Source organism: Pseudomonas sp. 4CAES_32.4 (assembly GCF_058136335.1).
Genome location: NZ_CM176882.1, coordinates 3,414,312 through 3,429,865 on the forward strand (window position 1 = coordinate 3,414,312; position 15,554 = coordinate 3,429,865).

15 protein-coding genes and 3 tRNA genes are annotated in these 15,554 nt (G+C 57.4%); 10 read left to right on the top strand and 8 right to left on the bottom strand.

Going from position 1 to position 15,554, the window contains the following annotated elements; all coding sequences use genetic code 11:
* Positions 1 to 65 precede the first annotated feature (65 nt).
* The 4 genes from AC3Y64_RS15180 to AC3Y64_RS15195 all read left to right on the top strand — a co-directional run bounded on the left by AC3Y64_RS15180 (position 66) and on the right by AC3Y64_RS15195 (position 2,738).
* Positions 66 to 1,703 (top strand): ABC-F family ATP-binding cassette domain-containing protein, encoded by a 1,638-nt coding sequence (locus tag AC3Y64_RS15180; RefSeq protein WP_489984298.1) that lies wholly within the window; start codon positions 66 to 68, stop codon positions 1,701 to 1,703.
* 71 nt (positions 1,704 to 1,774) lie between these two features.
* A complete protein-coding gene (locus tag AC3Y64_RS15185; RefSeq protein ID WP_489984299.1) occupies positions 1,775 to 2,005 on the top strand; it encodes a hypothetical protein in 231 nt (76 codons plus the stop codon).
* A 118-nt stretch (positions 2,006 to 2,123) separates the two neighbouring features.
* A complete protein-coding gene (locus AC3Y64_RS15190) occupies positions 2,124 to 2,354 on the top strand; it encodes a hypothetical protein (RefSeq protein WP_489984300.1) in 231 nt (76 codons plus the stop codon).
* A 99-nt stretch (positions 2,355 to 2,453) separates the two neighbouring features.
* The gene (locus AC3Y64_RS15195) at positions 2,454 to 2,738 is read left to right on the top strand and encodes a hypothetical protein (protein WP_489984301.1); all 285 of its coding nucleotides are present in this window, start codon (positions 2,454 to 2,456) and stop codon (positions 2,736 to 2,738) included.
* A 121-nt stretch (positions 2,739 to 2,859) separates the two neighbouring features.
* On the opposite strand, the gene AC3Y64_RS15200 is transcribed toward AC3Y64_RS15195, so the two are convergent.
* From AC3Y64_RS15200 to AC3Y64_RS15230, 7 genes are all read right to left on the bottom strand, one after another.
* Positions 2,860 to 2,946 (bottom strand) — tRNA-Leu (locus tag AC3Y64_RS15200).
* Between the two features lie 197 nt (positions 2,947 to 3,143).
* Positions 3,144 to 3,217, bottom strand: a tRNA-Cys gene (locus AC3Y64_RS15205).
* Between the two features lie 47 nt (positions 3,218 to 3,264).
* Positions 3,265 to 3,340: transfer RNA gene (locus AC3Y64_RS15210), tRNA-Gly, on the bottom strand.
* A gap of 60 nt (positions 3,341 to 3,400) precedes the next feature.
* Entirely contained in the window at positions 3,401 to 3,961 is a 561-nt protein-coding gene (gene pgsA / locus AC3Y64_RS15215) for a CDP-diacylglycerol--glycerol-3-phosphate 3-phosphatidyltransferase (protein ID WP_150651269.1), read from the bottom strand.
* A 32-nt stretch (positions 3,962 to 3,993) separates the two neighbouring features.
* Positions 3,994 to 5,817: an excinuclease ABC subunit UvrC gene (gene uvrC / locus AC3Y64_RS15220; protein WP_489984302.1), complete on the bottom strand. Its 1,824-nt coding sequence runs from the start codon at positions 5,815 to 5,817 to the stop codon at positions 3,994 to 3,996.
* Between the two features lie 2 nt (positions 5,818 to 5,819).
* On the bottom strand, positions 5,820 to 6,461 hold the full coding sequence (gene gacA / locus AC3Y64_RS15225; RefSeq protein WP_024012761.1) for a response regulator transcription factor GacA: 642 nt from the start codon (positions 6,459 to 6,461) through the stop codon (positions 5,820 to 5,822).
* A 127-nt stretch (positions 6,462 to 6,588) separates the two neighbouring features.
* Positions 6,589 to 7,032 (bottom strand): GNAT family N-acetyltransferase, encoded by a 444-nt coding sequence (locus tag AC3Y64_RS15230; protein WP_489984303.1) that lies wholly within the window; start codon positions 7,030 to 7,032, stop codon positions 6,589 to 6,591.
* Between the two features lie 634 nt (positions 7,033 to 7,666).
* Between AC3Y64_RS15230 and AC3Y64_RS15235 the strand changes: the two genes are divergently transcribed.
* Entirely contained in the window at positions 7,667 to 8,743 is a 1,077-nt protein-coding gene (locus tag AC3Y64_RS15235) for a 3-deoxy-7-phosphoheptulonate synthase (RefSeq protein ID WP_489984304.1), read from the top strand.
* A gap of 57 nt (positions 8,744 to 8,800) precedes the next feature.
* Here the strand turns inward: AC3Y64_RS15235 and AC3Y64_RS15240 are convergent, their stop codons facing one another.
* Positions 8,801 to 9,880: a hypothetical protein gene (locus tag AC3Y64_RS15240; RefSeq protein ID WP_489984305.1), complete on the bottom strand. Its 1,080-nt coding sequence runs from the start codon at positions 9,878 to 9,880 to the stop codon at positions 8,801 to 8,803.
* Between the two features lie 335 nt (positions 9,881 to 10,215).
* Between AC3Y64_RS15240 and AC3Y64_RS15245 the strand changes: the two genes are divergently transcribed.
* From AC3Y64_RS15245 to AC3Y64_RS15265, 5 genes are all read left to right on the top strand, one after another.
* The gene (locus AC3Y64_RS15245) at positions 10,216 to 11,085 is read left to right on the top strand and encodes an esterase/lipase family protein (RefSeq protein WP_489987976.1); all 870 of its coding nucleotides are present in this window, start codon (positions 10,216 to 10,218) and stop codon (positions 11,083 to 11,085) included.
* Positions 11,086 to 11,182: 97 nt separating this feature from the next.
* Positions 11,183 to 11,464, top strand: a complete 282-nt coding sequence (locus AC3Y64_RS15250; RefSeq protein ID WP_007912303.1) for a peptidylprolyl isomerase — start codon at positions 11,183 to 11,185, stop codon at positions 11,462 to 11,464.
* 133 nt (positions 11,465 to 11,597) lie between these two features.
* The gene (locus AC3Y64_RS15255) at positions 11,598 to 13,466 is read left to right on the top strand and encodes an extracellular solute-binding protein (RefSeq protein ID WP_489984306.1); all 1,869 of its coding nucleotides are present in this window, start codon (positions 11,598 to 11,600) and stop codon (positions 13,464 to 13,466) included.
* Positions 13,466 to 14,527, top strand: a complete 1,062-nt coding sequence (locus tag AC3Y64_RS15260; protein ID WP_016984328.1) for a microcin C ABC transporter permease YejB — start codon at positions 13,466 to 13,468, stop codon at positions 14,525 to 14,527. Before AC3Y64_RS15255 ends, AC3Y64_RS15260 begins: the two co-directional genes overlap by 1 nt.
* A complete protein-coding gene (locus AC3Y64_RS15265; RefSeq protein WP_489984307.1) occupies positions 14,527 to 15,549 on the top strand; it encodes an ABC transporter permease in 1,023 nt (340 codons plus the stop codon). Before AC3Y64_RS15260 ends, AC3Y64_RS15265 begins: the two co-directional genes overlap by 1 nt.
* The last annotated feature ends 5 nt before the right edge of the window (positions 15,550 to 15,554 follow it).

Sequence of the window (15,554 nt, forward strand, 5' to 3'; positions counted from 1 at the left end):
AAATGCACTCGCGACACGCCGCTCTCGGCGTTTGTCAGTTTTTACGACATTTTTTGGAGGTGCCGATGACTCACGTCTCGCGTACGCCCGCTCTCGTCTCTCTGAATCAAACGAGTTTTCAGTTCGCCAATGGCGAGACGATTTTCGATGCCCTGAATCTCACGATCGATCAGCAACCGACCGCTATCGTCGGGCGCAACGGGGTTGGCAAAAGTGTCCTCGCACGCCTGATCGCCGGACAATTGCAACCCGCTGCCGGCACTGTTACCCGCTACGCAAGTGTGCATTACGTCGCGCAATCATTTGTCGCTACACCCGGGCAAACAGTTGCCGAGGCAACTGGCACCGCGTCGACGCTAGCGGCACTGGAGCGGTTGAATCTGGGCAGCGCCTCTGCGGACGATTTCGACCTGATCGGCGAGCGCTGGAATCTACCGGAACGCCTGCGCCAGAGTCTCGATGAGGCTGGCCTGGAACACATCACTGCAGCAGATCTGACAGAGAACCTCAGTGGCGGTCAGCAAGCCCGAATCGCCCTGATCGGTGCGCTATTGAGCGCCGCGCAATTGTTGGTGCTGGATGAGCCGACCAATCATCTCGACAAGGCAGGTCGCGCATGGCTGATGAGCAGACTTGAACAATGGCGCGGCGGCTTGATCGTCGTCAGCCATGACCGCCATTTGCTGGAGCAGATGCAGCGCATCGTTGAACTCACGCCGGCGGGTACGAACGTTTTCAGTGGCCGCTATTCACAATTTGTTGAGCAGCGCCAAACCCAGCGCGACGCTGCCCAGGCGCAGCTCGATCAGGCGCGAAGCGAACGCCAACGTGAACGATCACGGCTGCAGCGTGAGCACGACACGATCCAGCGACACGCGGCGGGCAGTCGACGCAACGCGCAAACCGCCAACGTTTCCGGCTTTGAGCGCGCAGCCCTGAAGGCCGCAGCGAGAGACATCATGGGGCAGGTCAAAGCCGGCCATCAAATGCGCAAATCCGCTCTGGATGCACGCGTCCGTGAGGCATACGCCAAGGTCATGCCCGACGATGGCGTGCTGATCAACCTGCCGGGCAGCGTTGTGCCGAGTACCCGTCAGGTCTGCACGTTGAAGGATGCCCAGTTGCCATGGTTGCCCGCCGATGCGCTGGCATCCCGCCTGAGTCTGGATATTTATGGACCGATGCGTATCGCCGTCAGTGGTCCCAACGGTTGCGGCAAATCGACTCTACTGAAAATGCTCGCGACAGAACTGCATCCGGTGAGCGGTGAATGCTTAACCCGCGTGCCGTATGCCTTTCTCGATCAGCAGTTGCGACTGCTCAATGAGCGAACTTCCATTGTCGAGCAGTTACAGGAGCAGCAAACACCGTTGAACGAAGGCACATTGCGTAGCTATCTCGCCCAGTTGCAACTGGATGCGCAGCGTGCGACTCAACCCTGTGCCTCGCTCAGTGGCGGTGAGCGCTTGAAAGCTGCCCTCGCCCTCGCGTTGTGGCGCCAGATTCCTGCGCAGCTGTTGCTGCTCGATGAGCCGACCAATCATTTGGATCTGCCATCGGTGGAGGCTTTCGAACAGGCTTTGCAGACTTTTCCTGGTGCAATTGTCGCGGTTTCCCATGATCAGGCGTTTCTACAGGCACTGAATCCAAGCCATCACTTGCATTGGCAGCCTAACGGTTGGCACCTGCAACCGACGAGCTGAGCTGTCTATTTTTTGCACGATTGCTGAGGGCTTCTATAGTTGATCTGACACGAATCAGCTGCGGTGACGCCATGGAAGACATTTTCGTCGTGAAGCGTTGCAACAAGATCATCATTCACGGTCGACGCGCCGGAGAAACCCAGCATGAACCCGCCGAAGCGATTGGCTGGTTTCGCATCTGCGACACGCGCACGGGCGGTTTCATCGGCGATGGCTACGACCTGGAGCTGGACGCACACGTCGAATGTCAGCGCCTCAACGCAGCCAGTTCCCTATCACCGGCCCGCCAGTTTTCCGGCTGATGCCGCTCTAAACCGGGTCTATACTGAAACCAGCTGATGGAGCAGCGCCCCACGGCAGAATGCTCGCGACTCGCGGGCTTTTTGCTGCAGCTCAGGTTTCATAGAACGGAGGTGTTCCATGTCCGAAAAAGAGTCCATCACCACCCTCCTCACCTTGCTTGACGTCCGACAAGCGCGCCTCGCAGCCGCCTGTAAAGAGATCGCCGACTGGGTCGACCATCAAGGCGGGCATCCGACGGCGCTGCGCATCCGAGATCGTCTGAACGACATCGAAAAAGACGCGCCGCTGATCCGCAATACGCTGTCGTCACTCAAGCCTGTCGATCGGCCACTGCCACGGTTCAGATAAGCACTAGCAGCGACACCTCTGTATACGGGCGTTTGATTTTCAGGAACGCCTGTTTTCGTACGTGGTCAAAAAATGTACACGTCACGAAGGAGGCGACTGATGGTCATTCATTTCAGTATCGACGGACATCTGGCCTGTGGACACAAAGGCCAACATCTCACGGCAAGTCGCGAACTTAATCGCGTCAAATGCCGCAGCTGCCGCAGCACCGATGCGTATAAACAAGCCCGTAAAGATCAACGAAACGCGGCACGCCGCGCGTCCCGCCAAGGCAAAACTGCGCACAGCGCGGTGAGCTGGCGTACCGAGTGGCAGCAACGCCTGACGGCGATGTCTGGCCGCCAACGCTTACCACGGGGCTTCGCCCACCAGGCCTACGTTTGAGCATTCAAGAATAGAAAAAGGGTCGAATAATTCGACCCTTTTCAATGTTTGCAACGTGGTTTATCCGAGGCAAAAAAATAAGGGCTTGCATGAAGAAATTCATGCAAGCCCTTGATATTCATGGTGCCCGAAGCCGGAATCGAACCGGCACGCCCTTACGAGCGGGGGATTTTAAGTCCCATGCGTCTACCAGTTTCGCCATTCGGGCGGTAGCGCGGTGTAGCCTTCCATTTTGCTGCCAAGTCGCGATCCAGACAGGATGCACGCTGCACAGCCGAGCGGGAAATATATACATCACTTCCCGGTGAAGCAAGTTCGCAATCGCCGTTTTTCAAGACTAAATCTTGCAGCGTACTGCAAATAAAAAAGCTCCGTAAATCATGGATCTACGGAGCTTGTTTATAGTGGAGGCCGAGGTCGGAATCGAACCGGCGTAGGTGGATTTGCAATCCACTGCATAACCATTTTGCTACTCGGCCTCAATACGTCTGTTATCAGTAGCACAACAACAAACGCGTTTTTAACTTGGAGCGGGAAACGAGACTCGAACTCGCGACCCCGACCTTGGCAAGGTCGTGCTCTACCAACTGAGCTATTCCCGCTTGGTGATGCGCATTCTATAGAATTAAGAAGCTCCGTCAACCCCTTGATTCAAAAAAGTTTTATTTCTTTTCAACATCGGTCTTCAGATGCGGCCAGGCAGCGCGGAGGTACTGAACCATCGACCACAGCGTCAGGCCTGCAGAGATCATCAGCAGCGCGTAACCGAGCACAACCCAGAAACTGAAGTCCTTTGGATTGGCCAACAGGATCACCAGCGCAAGCATCTGTGCAGCGGTTTTCCATTTGCCCAGATTCGATACGGCAACATGGGCGCGGGCCCCAAGTTCGGCCATCCATTCACGCAACGCCGACACCACGATCTCGCGACCGATGATGACCGCCGCTGGCAATGTGAGCCATAGATTGCCGTGCTCTTGTACCAGCAAGACCAGCGCGACAGCAACCATGAGCTTGTCGGCGACCGGGTCAAGGAACGCACCGAAGGGGGTGCTCTGCTCCAGGCGGCGCGCGAGATAACCATCCAGCCAATCCGTGGCTGCCGCAAAGGCAAACACTGAGGCGGAGGCCATGTAACTCCATTGGTAAGGCAGATAGAACAGCAAAATGAAGATCGGGATGAGCAGGACGCGTAGAACGGTAATCAGATTAGGGATATTCATCGGCACAACTGGCTACGAGGTGAAGGGGCATTCTACTCGCTATGCAGGTTCGCATAAATCGACTCAGCGAGCTTTTTACTGATCCCCGGGGCTTTGGCGATCTCTTCGATGCTTGCACGAGACAGCTCCTGCAATCCACCAAAATGTTTCAACAAATCGCGACGACGGGTTGGCCCGACGCCTGCAACGCCTTCCAGCGTTGACGTTCGCCGGGTTTTGCCGCGCCGCGCGCGGTGGCCGGTAATTGCAAACCGGTGAGCCTCGTCGCGGATCTGCTGAATAAGATGCAGGGCCGGTGAGTCGCCGCGCAAGGTGAACTCGTGCGCGGCATCATTCAGATACAGAGTTTCGAACCCCGCCTTGCGCGTCGCGCCCTTGGCGACACCGAGCAAGATCAGATCCGGCACCGCCAATTCGTTGAGCACGTCACGGGCCATCGACAACTGACCCTTGCCGCCGTCAACCAGAAGAATGTCGGGCAACTTGCCCTCGCCCTCCTTCAACTTGCTGAAGCGTCGGGTCAAGGCCTGATGCATCGCGGCGTAGTCGTCACCCGCCGTGACCCCCTCGATGTTGTAGCGACGGTAATCCGACTTGATCGCGCCTTCCGGCCCGAACACCACGCAGGACGCGACCGTCGCCTCACCGCTGGAGTGACTGATGTCATAGCACTCCAGGCGCTGGGGCGGCTCGTCCAGATTCAAGACTTCAGCCAGGGCGTCGAAACGCGCAGCGGTGTGTTGGCGATTGGCAAGCCGCGCGCTGAGCGCCTGTTCGGCGTTGGTCACCGCCAGTTGTTGCCAGCGCGCCCGTGTGCCGCGCACCCGGTGACTGATCGCCAACTCTCGGCCACGCAACGAATGAATGGCCTCGATCAGCGTCGGAAAGTCTTCGTGGACGACATTGACGATCAATTCGCTGGGCAGATCGCGCTCAGGGCTGCTGATGAAATACTGGCCAAGAAACGCGGCCATGACTTCGGAAACGTCTTCTTCAATGCCCACCTGCGGGAAGAAGTTTTTGCTGCCGAGCACCCGCCCGCCGCGCACGCTGATCAAATGGACGCAGGCGCCACCCGGATTGACGAAAGCGGCAATGACATCGATATCGCCGGTGCCGCCCTCCATGCTCTGCTGATCCTGAACCCGTCGCAGTAAAGCAATCTGGTCACGCAACTCGGCGGCGCGCTCAAACTCAAGGTTGATCGCGGCCTCTTCCATTGCCGTGGACAATTCGTTGGTCAGTGCGTGACTGCGCCCCTCGAGGAACATCACCGAGTGACGCACATCCTCGGCATAGACATCAGGTTCGACCAGACCAACACACGGCGCCTTGCAGCGTTTGATCTGATACTGCAGGCAGGGGCGTGTGCGGTTCTTGTAGTAGCTGTCTTCGCATTGCCGAACGAAGAAGGTTTTCTGCAACAGACTCAGACTCTCGCGAATGGCGCCGGCACTCGGATAGGGTCCGAAGTATTTGCCTTTGGCTTTTTTCGCCCCGCGATGAATGCTCAGACGCGGAAACTGACCATCCGACAGAAACACATAGGGGTAGGATTTATCGTCGCGCAACAGAATGTTGTACGGCGGCCGCCATTCTTTGATCAGCGTTTGCTCAAGCAGCAGTGCTTCGGTTTCGTTGGCGGTAATGGTCGTTTCGACCTGAGCGACGCGCCCCACCAGCGCAGCCGTTTTCGGCGCCAGGCCGGTTTTGCGGAAGTAGCTGGCCAGACGCTTCTTGAGATTTTTGGCTTTGCCAACGTAGAGCAGACGCGCATCGCTGTCGAACATGCGATAAACGCCGGGGCGCCCACTGACCGTTGACAGAAAGGCGCCGGAATCGAAAGTGTCAGTCATGGTCAGGCGCTGGCATCAACCATGCCGTGACGAACCGCCAACAGTGTCAACTCGACGTCGCTGCTGATCGAAAGTTTTTCGAAGATGCGGTAACGGTAGGTGTTCACGGTTTTCGGCGACAGACACAACTTGTCGGAAATGATCTGAACCTTCTGGCAGCCAACAATCATCAACGCGATCTGAATTTCCCGCTCAGACAACGCATCGAATGGCGAATCATTGGTCGGCTGAAAGGATTTGATCGCCAATTGTTGAGCAATCTGCGGACTGATATAGCGCTGGCCGGCGAATACCAGCCGAATCGCCTGAACCATTTCCGGCAAGCCTGCGCCCTTGGTCAAATAGCCTGCGGCACCCGCTTGCAGCAAGCGCGTGGGAAACGGGTCTTCTTCACACACGGTGACGGCAACCACCTTGATATCCGGGTGACTGCGCAGCAGTTTGCGCGTGGCCTCCAAGCCGCCGATGCCGGGCATCTTGACGTCCATCAGCACCACATCGGGCTTGAGCTCACGGGCCTTAATCAGGGACTCTTCACCTGACTCGGCCTGACCGACCACCTGCAGGCCATCAATATCGGCCAGCATCCGTGTAATGCCTGTACGAACGAGATCATGGTCATCGACCACTAGCACCCTAATCAAGCAGACACCTCGCGATATGGTCTTATTGGGATGCCCGACACCTTAGCAAAAAGTGCCAGACAGACCTAGCGGAAAGCCGCATTTAAAAAGTTTCAATTCATCATTGAAGGCATGTGCGCCGTGGGTTTCAGAGCACAGCTGTACTGATATCGAGCTGCATCCTCAGGAAACACTCGTCCTCGCCCTGAACGTGTAGTCCTTTTCTCTCATACAAGTTTCTTGCCGGATTATTTTCGAAGACAGTCAGGCGCAACGCCGGCCGCTTTTCTGCGATTGCCATATCGATAACCTGATCAAGCGCCCAGGAACCCGCACCCTCCCCTTGAAATGCCTCGGCAATCTGTAACTCACGAATATACAGCGCTCGGCTATCCCGGCTAAGACTGAAAAAACCTACGACTGTTTCGCCTTGCAATATCAGCCAGCTTTCACGCCCAGACCAGGCCACATCGAAGGCTTCGTCCTGCCACAACAGGTCATGATGAATGTAATAGCGCAGCATGTTCTGACAGGTCAGGCTGCGAGAAAACGCCAGATCATCCGCTGTCGCAAGACGTTTCAGGAAATTCATGAAGTCACCGAGACCATGGTTCAATCTTGTTTTCGAGCGAAACACCGAGTGTGTCACATCTGTCGTGGCTCTCAAGCAATAGGGTTTCTGTTGAACAGGCGATAGCATTTTCTGATTGCCGACCCTTGCCAGGCTCTTGTAAGCTCGGCGCATTCATCGGAGACAGACCATGTTCAACGCCCTTTCACAGCTACGTACCGCCAGCGCCCTGCGCTCGGTTGCGGCTGCCCGGGTGAATGACGTTTGCGCTCCAGCCAGCTTTTATTTTGGGTATTGGTTTAGCCACTGGCGCGCCTGATACCCACACGGCGCCCATAACAACGGGTCGCCTACCAGAGAATTCTCAACCCCCGGTCGGCCTCCCGACCGGGGGTTTTGTTTTTTCTGCCCCCACACTTTTTCAGCGACACACCAGACACTTTGAGGAATCACCAATGAACTACGCCACTTATTACCGTTACGACAGTTTTACCGCCTGGCGATTTACCAAGCTCCGCTCGGGACAGCCTGCCGCCTCCGATCGGTCACCCACAGGTGGCAAGCACACACACGTAGCCAATCCGGCCAATTGTCGAACACCCCAGTAGGGCCGAACGAGCGGGGAGCACCCGCCGTCAGCCCAGGAAAACCGAATATGAACTCGTCCGTTTCTGCTCTGCCACTGTCCAACCTCGATTGCGCTAACGAAGCGCTGACGTTGCGCCTGCCCAGCTCGTTGCAACTCAAACAGCAACTGCCCCTGACCGCAGCCTTGAGTCAGCAGGTCGCCGCCCATCGTCAGGCGGTTCGCGCCATTCTCAACGCTGAAGACCCTCGCTTGCTGGTGATTGTCGGCCCTTGCTCGATACATGACCCGCAATCCGCACTCGAATACGCCGGCAAACTGGCCCGGCTCGCCGCTGAAGTCAGCGATTCGATGTTGCTGGTCATGCGTGCCTACGTCGAAAAGCCTCGCACCACCATTGGCTGGAAAGGCCTCGCCTACGATCCACGTCTGGATGGCAGTGACGACATGGCTGGCGGCTTGACCTTGTCCCGCGAGCTGATGCTGGAAATGATCCGCCTCGGCCTGCCCGTGGCCACCGAATTGCTGCAACCGATGGCCGCCGGCTACTTCGATGATTTGCTCAGTTGGGTAGCCATCGGCGCACGCACCACCGAGTCACAGATCCATCGCGAAATGGCCAGCGGTCTTAGCATGCCGGTCGGATTCAAAAACGGCACTGACGGTGGCGTGGCGGTGGCGGTCGATGCAATGCGCTCGGCAGCCCACCCGCACCGGCACTTCGGTGTAGATAGCCAGGGTCATCCAGCGATGATCCAAACCGCTGGCAATCCCGATACACACGTGGTGCTGCGTGGCGGACACCAAGGTCCAAACCATGACCGCGCCAGCGTAGACCGCATCAAGTCAGAGCTGAAACGCTTGAAGATCCCTGGCCGGATCATGGTCGATTGCAGCCATGCCAACAGCGGCAAAGACCCATTGCGCCAGCCAGGCGTGTTCAATGAAGTGCTTGAACAACGCCTGCAAGGTGATCGCTCACTGATCGGCATGATGATTGAGTCACATCTGTTTGAGGGCTGCCAGCCGCTGAGCAAATCGCTGCGTTACGGCGTTTCTGTTACCGACGGCTGCCTTGGCTTCAGCGCAACGGAGCAGTTGCTGCGGAAGGCGGCGCAACGCCTTACTGCCACCGTTCAGAACTGACGGCTCCCGAAAAAACCCTCCGGTTTCGTGGAAAACGGAGGGCTGGGGCAACAGCCTTTATGCCTCGATACGTATACGCATTACCGCAGATTCCTGGCTGACATCATCCAGGCGCTCCACCGTATAGCTAATGCCTACAGTCGAGCCCTGATGCTCTCGCCAGAAGGAATGAGGAACAATGAATTTCAGCGGCCGTCCGGCCGTTTCCATGGTGATGTCGCGGTCATCCCGGTGACTGTATAACTCGCCATCGCACCTGAGATAGACCAGCTCGCCATCCTGGGTCTGTGCGTCCCCAATCACAAGAGTAACGCCGGCAGTCGAATCGGCTACCGACAGCACGCCACCTGGAGCCTCAAGCACTTCCGGCGCCGCCAGCTCACCGCGAACCAAAGGCCCAATGAAAACCTTGGTCGAATCCGACGCTTCAACGTCCCCGCTCACACGCTCGACTCGATAACTCACATTCACTTGCGAGCCACGATGGGCTTCAATGGACGCCGACGGAATCCAGAATGACAATGCCTCGGCAACAGCAAAGGCTTCGACCTTCAACGTGTCGTTGAAAGACTCAACCGCCGTATCGCCTTTCCACGACAGGACAACGCGGTCGCCAGCAGACATTCTGGCGTAAGGTTGCAGCGCAACAAGCGTCCCCTCTGGCACCCGCTCCGGATCAAGGGCTCCCCCTACAGCATTGTCAATTTGCGGCGCGAGCAGATTCATTCGCACATCACCGACGGACAGTTGCAGGCGCTCAGACTCGAGCGGATGGGGCAGATTGCCCTTGAGCAGCGTCCAGTAGACTTGCAGCGAGCCGCCATCCAGGGCCGCCACGTGCAGGCCTTTGATAACGAACACGAGTTCCTTGCCCACCTGAGCTTCGCTGACAAACCGGACTATTTCGTGTTGGTAGGCAAAGCCTTCGATGTCCAGACCATCCCAGCTCAATATCAACTGATCGCCACACGCCATGTTGGGGTAGGCAGCGACTCGAACTACCACCTTAGTGAGTGAAGGGTCCAGCACATCATCCTTTAACGAATCGATCGTCACCGCCGGCAATGCGGCTGTGTGTGCGCAGGCACTGATCGGGTGGCTTGCGCGGTAATAAAACTCGATTTCATGAGTGGTCATGCTCGGCCCATTCCTTGGATAAGGCGCCATCGTCATTGACGGCGTCGACAACCGATATTGAAAGGGAATTCTCACGGTTTCGATGTCAGCTCAATACGCCGCGGTCCTGCGGCAAAGGCTACGGATCAAGTAAGAGCGCAAGGCAAAATCACAATTTTCCGAGCGCTGGATGGCCACAAATTCCGACGTGGAGCTCAGAGATCTCCGAAATTTCGTACAGACCCTATTCCAGTTTCGACAGCGATATGAAGCCTATTCGTACTTCTTCAACAGAATGAGTGTTTTAGAGTGAGCGGCGTAATTACTCGATGAACTTCTGCGAAAAAGGTCTGAACATGCAACGGAATGCTACAACGCGCTATCCCATCCTGTTGGTACACGGCCTGTTTGGATTCGAGCGTATCGGTCATGTCGAGCTGTTTGATGACGTCAAAAACGTTCTGAAAGCGGCCGGCAACCGGGTGTTTGTTCCACACCTCTCTGCCACCCACAAGAACGAAATCAGGGGCGAACAATTGCTCACTCAAGTAGAGGCTGTTCTGCGCGGCACGGGTGCCAGCAAAGTCAACCTCATCGGTCACAGCCAGGGCGCATTGGCGGCGCGCTACGCGGCAGCGCTTGCCCCACACAGCGTCGCATCGGTGACCTCGGTCAGCGGGCCGAACCATGGTTCGGAAGTGGCTGACTTCCTGCGCAAGGCCCTGATCCCCGGGCGCCTTCCTGAGAGGGTCGCGCAGAGCGTGGCGACGTCTTTTGCCGACTTGCTGTCATTGCTCAGTGGCAGTCTTTCGCTGCCACAGAATGCAGTCGCGGCGCTCAACGCGCTGACGACTGAAGGGGTCGGCGACTTCAACGACAAGTTTCCGCAGGGGCTGCCCCAGAGCTGGGGAGGCCATGGCCCTGCGCAGGTCAACGATGTTCATTACTACTCCTGGAGCGGCGTTCTGCCAGCCAATGCGCCTCGCTCACTCGACCCGGCTCAGCGTATTTGTGAGGAAATGGCCCAATACTTCACGACCGAAGCACAACAGAATGATGGTTTTGTCGGCCGCTTCAGTTCGCATCTTGGTCACGTGATCTGTTCCGATTACCCGATGGACCATCTGGCAAGCCTGCGACGCAGTCCGGGCGCGACTCAGCTGGCGCATGACCCGATTCAACTTTATGTTGAACATGCCACGCGTCTGCAGGCCGCTGGCCTCTGATGAAGCCCAAGGTTTATCGAATGGAACTTTGCCGAGAATTCGCCCACTGATTCCGGTAGGCTCCACACTTTACTGAAATAGATTGGAGAGTTTCCCCATGGCTAAAGCCACTGCCCGCCACATCCTGGTTTCCAGCGAAGACAAGTGCAACGAACTCAAGGCCCAGATCGAAGGCGGCGCTGATTTCGCCGAAGTCGCCAAGGCCAACTCCACCTGCCCTTCCAGCCGTCAGGGTGGTGATCTGGGCTCGTTCGGTCCTGGCCAGATGGTCAAGGAATTCGACACCGTGGTGTTCAGCGCGCCGATCAATGTCGTGCAAGGCCCGGTGAAAACCCAGTTCGGTTATCACTTGCTGGAAGTTACCAGCCGTCAGGACTGATTCGTCGCCTGATCGCTCCTCAACGGCCCGCCTTTTGGTGGGCCGTTGTGTTTCAGTTACACATACGGCTGGCGGCTGACGCGTCTCTCGCGTACAAATTGCGCTTATCGATTTTCCGGTTCCAAGGCTGACAATGCGACTGGTTTTCCCCACATTGATGCTCACCGCTCTCGCGCTGCTTTCAGCCGCCGGCAGCGTGAACGCGGCACCTCAACATGCGTTGACTGTTTACGGTGAACCCGCCAAGTACCCTGCCGGTTTCAGCCACTTCGACTACACCAATGTGCAGGCCCCGAAGGGCGGGACGATGCGCCGCTCGGCCATCGAAATCGGTCACTTTGACCACGTCCTCCCTTATATAGACAAGGGCATCGGCGTCACCCAGATTGACGGTCTGCTGTACTCGCCTCTGGCCCAGCGCTCACTGGACGAGCCTTATACCGTCTATGGCCTGGTGGCGCAGAAGATGGAGCGCTCCGACGACGGTTTATCCCTGCGCTTCTTTATCAATCCCAAGGCACGCTTCGCCGACGGTAAGGCGATTACCGCCGAAGACGTTCGTTACACCTACGACCTGTTGATGACCCAGGGCAGCCTGCGTTATCGCACCCAGTTTGCCGACGTCAAAGGCGTGGAAGTGGAAGCGCCGCTGACTGTACGCTTCGACTTCAAAAGCAACGAAAACCGCACGCTTCCGCTGGATATCGCGACGCTCCCGGTGTTTCCCGAGCATTGGTGGAAGACCCGCGACTTTGCTGGCGGCGGCGGATATGAACCGCCACTGGGCAGCGGCCCCTATCGGGTCGGCAAAATCGATTCGGGACGCAGCATTACCTTTGAACGCAATGCCGACTGGTGGGGCAAGGATCTGCCGGTCAGTCGCGGCCTCTACAATTTCGACCATTTCAGCATCGAATACTTCGGCGATACCGATGTCGCTCGTCAGGTACTGCGCGGCGGTGCCTACGATTACAACCGCGAGTTTTCCGCCACCGGTTATTCGATTGGCTACGACAGCCCGGCGCTCAAGGATGGCCGCCTGCAAAAGGCTCATCTGGCGACCGAATCGCCGCAGTCGGCGCAAGGTTTTGTCTTCAACCTGCAGAAACCGATGTTCCAGGATCGCCGCGTGCGCCAGGCCCTGGCCATGCTTTGGGATTTTGAATGGAGCAACCGGCAGATGATGCGCAACCTGTACATCCGCCAGCAAAGCTACTTTTCCAACACTGACCTCGCCGCGCGGCAGTTGCCCGACGCGCAGGAACTGAAGATTCTTGAACCGTTGCGCGGGCAGATTCCTGACGAAGTCTTCAGCACAGTCTTCGAGGCACCTGAAACCGATGGCAGCGGAATCATCCGTGACAAACAGCTACGAGCCCTCGAACTGCTCGAACAGGCAGGCTGGAAGCCCGATGGTGATCAATTGGTGAATGCCGCCGGCGAGCCGCTGAGCTTCACCTTTCTGGTCAGTCAGAACGGCATGGATCGGTTGCTGCTCCCGTACAAGCGCACGCTCAAGCAAATCGGCATCGACCTCAACATCCGTCGCATCGATTCCTCGCAATACGTCAATCGCCTGATGAGCCGCGACTACGACATGATCGTCACCGGCTATCCGGTCAGCACCTCTCCGGGGGGCGAGTTGCTGAATTATTTCGGTTCGGCGTCCGCCAACGACCCCGGCGCCAATAACTACATGGTGCTGAAGAACCCGGCGGTGGACACTTTGATCAACGGCCTGATCCGCGCCTCCACCCAATCGGACATGCTGCACTATGCCCACGCACTGGATCGGGTGCTGCAATGGAACTACTACTGGATCCCCAACTATTATCCGCCGGGCACGTCGACCGTGTGGTGGAACCGCTTCGGCATACCGTCGGTGCAGGCGAGCAATGACGAAGCCATCGAGAGCTGGTGGGAAATCAGCAGCACGCCGCTGACCAATCAGCAGATGACTGCCGAGAAAATAAGCCGTGGCAGACCCGGAGGGCCGCACTGATGTGGGGTTACATACTGCGCCGTCTGCTGCTGATCATTCCGACGCTGGTGATCATTCTGCTGGTTAATTTCGTGATCATTCAAGCCGCCCCCGGTGGCCCGGTGGAACAGGCCATCGCTCATCTGCAAGGCATCGGCGGCGCCAGTGTCGGTGGCGGCGCGAGCGAGACCATGAGTGGCACCTCCCGCGCCAGTCGCGGCCTCGATCCGCAACTGATCAAGGACATCGAAAAACAGTACGGCTTCGACAAGCCTGCGCATGAGCGTCTGTGGTTGATGCTCAAGAACTACGCGCAACTGGATTTCGGCAAAAGCTTCTTTCGCGGCGCCACGGTCACCGATCTGATCCTGGAAAAGATGCCAGTGACCATCTCCCTCGGGTTATGGGCAACGCTGATCACCTATCTGGTTTCGATTCCGCTGGGTATCCGCAAAGCGGTGCACCACGGCAGTCATTTCGATATCTGGAGCAGCACGGCGATCATCATCGGTTACGCGATGCCGGCCTTCCTGTTTGCGATGTTCCTGATCGTGGTGTTTGCCGGAGGCACTTCGCTGAACTGGTTTCCAGTGCGCGGCCTGGTCTCGGACAACTTTGAATCGCTGTCGACCCTGGGCAAGATCGCCGATTATTTCTGGCATCTGGTATTGCCGGTGACGGCACTGGTGATTGGTGGTTTCGCAACGTTGACGATCCTCACCAAAAACTCGTTTCTCAATGAAATCACCCGCCAGTACGTGGTCACCGCCCGGGCCAAGGGCTTGAGCGAACGTCGCGTGCTGTATGGGCACGTGTTTCGCAACGCGATGTTGCTGGTGGTGTCAGGTATCCCCCAAGCGTTCATCAGCGTGTTCTTTGCCGGGTCGTTGCTGATCGAAGTGATCTTCTCGCTCGACGGTCTCGGCCGCATGAGTTACGAAGCGGCAGTGTCCCGGGATTACCCGGTGGTGTTCGGCTCGCTGTTCATCTTTACCCTGTTCGGCCTGCTGATAAAACTGATCGGTGACCTCTGCTATACGCTGGTCGATCCGCGCATCGATTTCGCCGCGAGGAACGCCTGATGTTCAAACTCTCGCCATTGGGCCGTCGCCGATTCGAACGCTTCAAGAAAAACCGCCGGGGTTGGTGGTCGCTGTGGCTGTTTATCGGCCTGTTTCTACTGACGTTGGGCGGCGAGTTGATCGCCAATGACAAACCGCTGGTGGTCAGCTATCAGGGCCAGTGGTACTTCCCCGTGCTCAAGCGCCACACCGAACAGGAGTTCGGCGGGCAACTGCCCTTCCAGGCCGATTATCGCAGCGACTATGTGCAGCACCTGATTCGCAAGGACGGCGGCTGGCTGCTGTTCCCACCGATTCCGTTCAGTGACGACACGCCGAACTACGATCTCAACAAACCGGCGCCGAGCCCGCCTACCTCAGTCAATTGGCTGGGTACCGACGATCAGGCGCGAGACGTGTTGGCGCGAGTGATCTTCGGCGCACGGGTGTCGATCCTGTTTGCGCTGATGCTGACATTTGTCAGTGCGCTGATCGGCATCGCCGCTGGCGCATTGCAGGGCTACTACGGCGGCTGGGTCGATCTGCTCGGGCAACGTCTGCTGGAGGTCTGGTCGGGGTTGCCGGTGCTGTACCTGCTGATCATCCTTTCCGGTTTCGTCGAGCCGAATTTCTGGTGGTTGCTGGGGATCATGGCATTGTTTTCATGGCTGGCACTGGTTGACGTTGTGCGCGCCGAGTTTCTGCGTGGGCGCAATCTGGAATACGTCAAAGCCGCGCGGGCATTGGGCCTGACTGATCGCAAAGTGATCGTCCGCCACATCCTGCCCAACGCCATGAACGCCACGTTGAGCTACCTGCCGTTCATTTTGACTGGGGCGATTTCCACTTTGACCGCGCTGGATTTTCTCGGCTTCGGCATGCCCGCCGGCAGTGCCTCGCTGGGTGAACTGATTGGTCAGGGCAAACAGAACCTGCAGGCACCGTGGCTTGGGCTGACGGCATTTTTCACCTTGGCATTGATTCTTTCCTTGTTGGTATTCATCGGCGAAGCGTTGCGTGACGCGTTCGACCCTCGATCTTGAAGCGT

Coding starts and splice junctions, on each gene's coding strand:
- pgsA (WP_150651269.1), bottom strand. CDS start 3,961: ATGAATATCCCTAATCTGATTACCGTTCTACGCGTCCTGCTCATCCCG.
- AC3Y64_RS15245 (WP_489987976.1), top strand. CDS start 10,216: ATGCAACGGAATGCTACAACGCGCTATCCCATCCTGTTGGTACACGGC.
- AC3Y64_RS15265 (WP_489984307.1), top strand. CDS start 14,527: ATGTTCAAACTCTCGCCATTGGGCCGTCGCCGATTCGAACGCTTCAAG.
- AC3Y64_RS15235 (WP_489984304.1), top strand. CDS start 7,667: ATGAACTCGTCCGTTTCTGCTCTGCCACTGTCCAACCTCGATTGCGCT.
- AC3Y64_RS15250 (WP_007912303.1), top strand. CDS start 11,183: ATGGCTAAAGCCACTGCCCGCCACATCCTGGTTTCCAGCGAAGACAAG.
- AC3Y64_RS15240 (WP_489984305.1), bottom strand. CDS start 9,880: ATGACCACTCATGAAATCGAGTTTTATTACCGCGCAAGCCACCCGATC.
- AC3Y64_RS15255 (WP_489984306.1), top strand. CDS start 11,598: ATGCGACTGGTTTTCCCCACATTGATGCTCACCGCTCTCGCGCTGCTT.
- AC3Y64_RS15195 (WP_489984301.1), top strand. CDS start 2,454: ATGGTCATTCATTTCAGTATCGACGGACATCTGGCCTGTGGACACAAA.
- AC3Y64_RS15190 (WP_489984300.1), top strand. CDS start 2,124: ATGTCCGAAAAAGAGTCCATCACCACCCTCCTCACCTTGCTTGACGTC.
- uvrC (WP_489984302.1), bottom strand. CDS start 5,817: ATGACTGACACTTTCGATTCCGGCGCCTTTCTGTCAACGGTCAGTGGG.
- AC3Y64_RS15230 (WP_489984303.1), bottom strand. CDS start 7,032: ATGAATTTCCTGAAACGTCTTGCGACAGCGGATGATCTGGCGTTTTCT.
- AC3Y64_RS15260 (WP_016984328.1), top strand. CDS start 13,466: ATGTGGGGTTACATACTGCGCCGTCTGCTGCTGATCATTCCGACGCTG.
- AC3Y64_RS15185 (WP_489984299.1), top strand. CDS start 1,775: ATGGAAGACATTTTCGTCGTGAAGCGTTGCAACAAGATCATCATTCAC.
- AC3Y64_RS15180 (WP_489984298.1), top strand. CDS start 66: ATGACTCACGTCTCGCGTACGCCCGCTCTCGTCTCTCTGAATCAAACG.